Source organism: Mesorhizobium sp. M7A.F.Ca.CA.004.04.2.1 (genome assembly GCF_004022825.1).
Lineage (GTDB): Bacteria > Pseudomonadota > Alphaproteobacteria > Rhizobiales > Rhizobiaceae > Mesorhizobium.
In genome coordinates this window covers 1-3047 of record NZ_RZPH01000753.1, presented here as the reverse complement: position 1 = coordinate 3047, position 3047 = coordinate 1, and the positions used below count along the sequence as shown (strand labels likewise).

4 protein-coding genes are annotated in these 3047 nt (G+C 62.4%); 1 reads left to right on the top strand and 3 read right to left on the bottom strand.

Annotation, left to right across the window (positions count from 1 at the left end):
• Positions 1–230 precede the first annotated feature (230 nt).
• Together EN893_RS26390 and EN893_RS26385 are read right to left on the bottom strand one after the other, a co-directional pair.
• Entirely contained in the window at positions 231–746 is a 516-nt protein-coding gene (locus tag EN893_RS26390) for a hypothetical protein (protein ID WP_127268757.1), read from the bottom strand.
• A gap of 187 nt (positions 747–933) precedes the next feature.
• Complete coding sequence (locus EN893_RS26385) at positions 934–1362, bottom strand: VOC family protein (RefSeq protein WP_127268756.1); 429 nt, start codon at positions 1360–1362, stop codon at positions 934–936.
• Positions 1363–1683: 321 nt separating this feature from the next.
• Here EN893_RS26385 and EN893_RS26380 point away from each other — a divergent pair, with 321 nt between their 5' ends.
• A complete protein-coding gene (locus EN893_RS26380) occupies positions 1684–1986 on the top strand; it encodes a hypothetical protein (RefSeq protein WP_236382754.1) in 303 nt (100 codons plus the stop codon).
• Here the strand turns inward: EN893_RS26380 and EN893_RS26375 are convergent.
• On the bottom strand, positions 1963–3047 hold a 1085-nt coding region (locus EN893_RS26375; protein WP_164901115.1), incomplete at its 5' end, for a PLP-dependent aminotransferase family protein. The genes EN893_RS26380 and EN893_RS26375 overlap by 24 nt on opposite strands.

The following is a 3047-nucleotide window of genomic DNA, read 5'->3' as shown; positions in this document are numbered from 1 at the left end:
CCGCGCCGGACCCCCGCCACAGCGGATCGCGCCTGAGGGCAACATCCGCGCCGTCGGCGAGCACGTCCAGCGTCAGGTCGGGCGTCTCCCACTGGCTGAAAAACGGCACGGTTTCAGGCAGTGGACTCATACGGGCTCCTCGGCGGCTGGCTCCATCTCGTATACGAGGATACGAGATGGATGAAAAGCCGCTTAGGCCCGTTTAGGTGTGGGGAGCCGTGCGCCGCCGCCTACTCGGCCTTCGTCCAACCGAAAACCAGCCAAGCATATTTCGATTTTTCGTCGGGTTCGACAGTGTAGGTCATCTGCATGTCGCCGTCCTTGGCGTAGATATCCAGCCTGGGCGCGGTCTCCAGCTTGAGCCACGCCGAACTGTTGCTGAAGGACCAGGTTCCGCACCAGACGCAAGGCCCCGCCGTCGGATCACCCGGCTGATGAAAATTGTAGCGGCCGTCCGCCGTGATCTCCAGATAGTCAAACGCGCCGTAAAACGCGGTCACCGTCTGCTGGAATTCATTGGCGGCCGCTTCCTGTTCCGGTGTCGGCGCATCCTTCATATCGCGCGGCGGCCGGATGGCTCCGCCGTTCAGTTTCCATTTGCCGACAAAATCCTTCTGGGTCGGAAGATATTCCTCCTGCGCCTGCGCCGATGAAACATAAGCAAAAGGTGATATACTTGTGAGATCCACGGCCCCGATCGCAAATAAAAGCGTGGCGGCACAGATCGCCCTTGTTGGGTTTTGCATAAAAAATGTATCTCCAAGGGGGTAAGGGGAGTTCTATTGAGGATTTTGCAGCGCACGTTGCTTCGATGCCGATTCCCGCCCGCCATTTGCACGGTTAGCATCGTGGCCATCAATCTGGCAACGCAAGGCAGCTTCTCTCCGGCATCGCCCATGCGCCCGCGATCCCGGCCGGCTGAATATCGGCAGCTTAGAAGGTGATCTTCACCGAAGCTGCGCTGCGACTATGCGGACCATGATGGACGGCCTCGATGTTGTTGCCGTCGGGATCGAGCAGGAAGGCGGCGTAATAGCCGGGATGATAGGGCCGTTCGCCCGGCGCGCCATTGTCCGTGCCGCCAGCCGCCAGTCCGGCCTTGTAGAAGGCGTCGACCATGGCGTGGTCCCTTGCCTGGAAAGCCAGGTGATGGCGACCGGTGAGTTTTCCCTGTGCGGCCCGGCTGTCGGCAGTGGAGACAAACAGCTCGTCGGCCCAGAAAAAATCGTCGCCGCTCCCACCGATCGGAACATCGATCGCCTGCAGGACCGCCTCGTAGAAACGCCGGCTGGGCGCGAGATCCCTGACCACCAGTTGGATGTGGTCGATGAGCCGGCCGCGATGCAATTCCTGGGTTTCCATAAAGATGCCTCCTCGTGAGGTTCGAATTTAGGTTCGGACAGGGCGTCGTCAATGCGGATACTTGTTCTATCCCGCAAACAAAAAGCCCGCCGGGAGGGGATCCGGCGGGCCTTTGGAAAGCATGTCTAGCCTTCAGGGGTCTGAGGGGGATCAGACCTGGTAAGAACCTTTGTTGGCCGCGGAGGTTCCACCCGAACAAAAAATTGCCGATGGCCCGTCGAAACCGCGGAAGCGGTGGAGGCGATTTCTTCGCGAGAGCACTCACAGTTTGGAACTTTCCGCTCACAACCGGGTTGGGTGCCCCGGTGGGAGGAATTGCTATTGGATAGTTTTCAGAGGCTCGAAGCGCTGGTCGACAGCGCCGGTGTCGAGGATATCGAGGAAGCAACCGCTCTGCTGCGCCGGTTCAAGGGCAGGTCGCGCGAGGTCTCGGCAGCCATAGATGAGTTCATGCTCGATTTCATGACGTTGGTCTTCGTCGTCGAAAGCGGCGAAGAAGGTTTCGAAAAGCCGGTCCGCAAGCTCGCTCGCACCAAGCTTTCAAAGCTTGAGCGGATGGTGACTGTGATGGCGGAGGAAAAGCCGGCCTCCGGCGCCGGCCTATCCCTTCAGGATGGCGGCTAGCCTTGGAATGCCTTCGCTCACCGCGCGCCGGTCGGCGAGCGTGAAGGACAGCCGCAGCGTGTTGCGCCCGGTGCCGTCGGCATAAAAGGCGCCGCCCGGCACGAAGGCCACCCGCGCTTCTTTCACCGACCGCGCCAGAAGCTCGGTGGCGTCGGCCCCTTCCGGCAACGTTACCCAGACGAACATGCCGCCTTCCGGGCGGCTCCAGGTCACGCCTTCCGGCATATTGGATTCCAGTGCCGAGAGCAGCCCGTCGCGGCGCTCGCGATAGGCGCCGATAAGTTTTTCCACCTGGCCGTCGAAGACGGCTTCGGCGACACGATGCATCACCACCTGGTTGATCGACGGGCTGTGCAGGTCCGAGGCCTGCTTCATCAGCACCAGTTTCTCGACGATGTGGCGCGGGGCGCAAACCCAGCCGATGCGCATGCCCGGCGACAGTATCTTCGAGAACGAGCCGCAATAGAGCGTGCGCGCCTTGTCGATGCCGCCGGACCTGATGCAGTCGAGCGCCAGGATCGGCGGCACGCCGTCGCCGTCATAGCGCAGCGCGCGATAGGCGGCATCCTCGATGACGGCGATGTCGAGTTCGCCGGCAAGGCCGAGCACCGCCTCGCGCTGCTCACGGTTCAGCGTGTTGCCGGTCGGGTTGGCGAAATCCGGCACCAGATAGGCGAATTTGGCCTTGCCGCCATTTGCTGCCGCTGCCGCGCGATAGGCATCGGGCGTCATGTTGCCGCCGGCCGGGGTCAGCCGGTCGTAGCGAGGCTCATAGGCGTTGAAAGCCTGCAGCGCGCCGAGATAAGTCGGCCACGTCACCAGCGCGGTATCGCCCGGCGACAGGAACAGTTTGCCGAGATAGTCCAGCGCCTGCTGGGAGCCGGAAGTGATGAAGATATTGGCCTCGTCACAGGCGACGCCGAGCTTGCCCATCTGCCCGGCGAGCCAGCGCCGCAACGGCAGGTAGCCTTCCGAGACCTGGTACTGCAGCGCCGCACCCGCCTCGGCGCCGCCCAGCACCGAAGCATAGGCGTCACGGATCGGCTCGGCCGGGAACAACG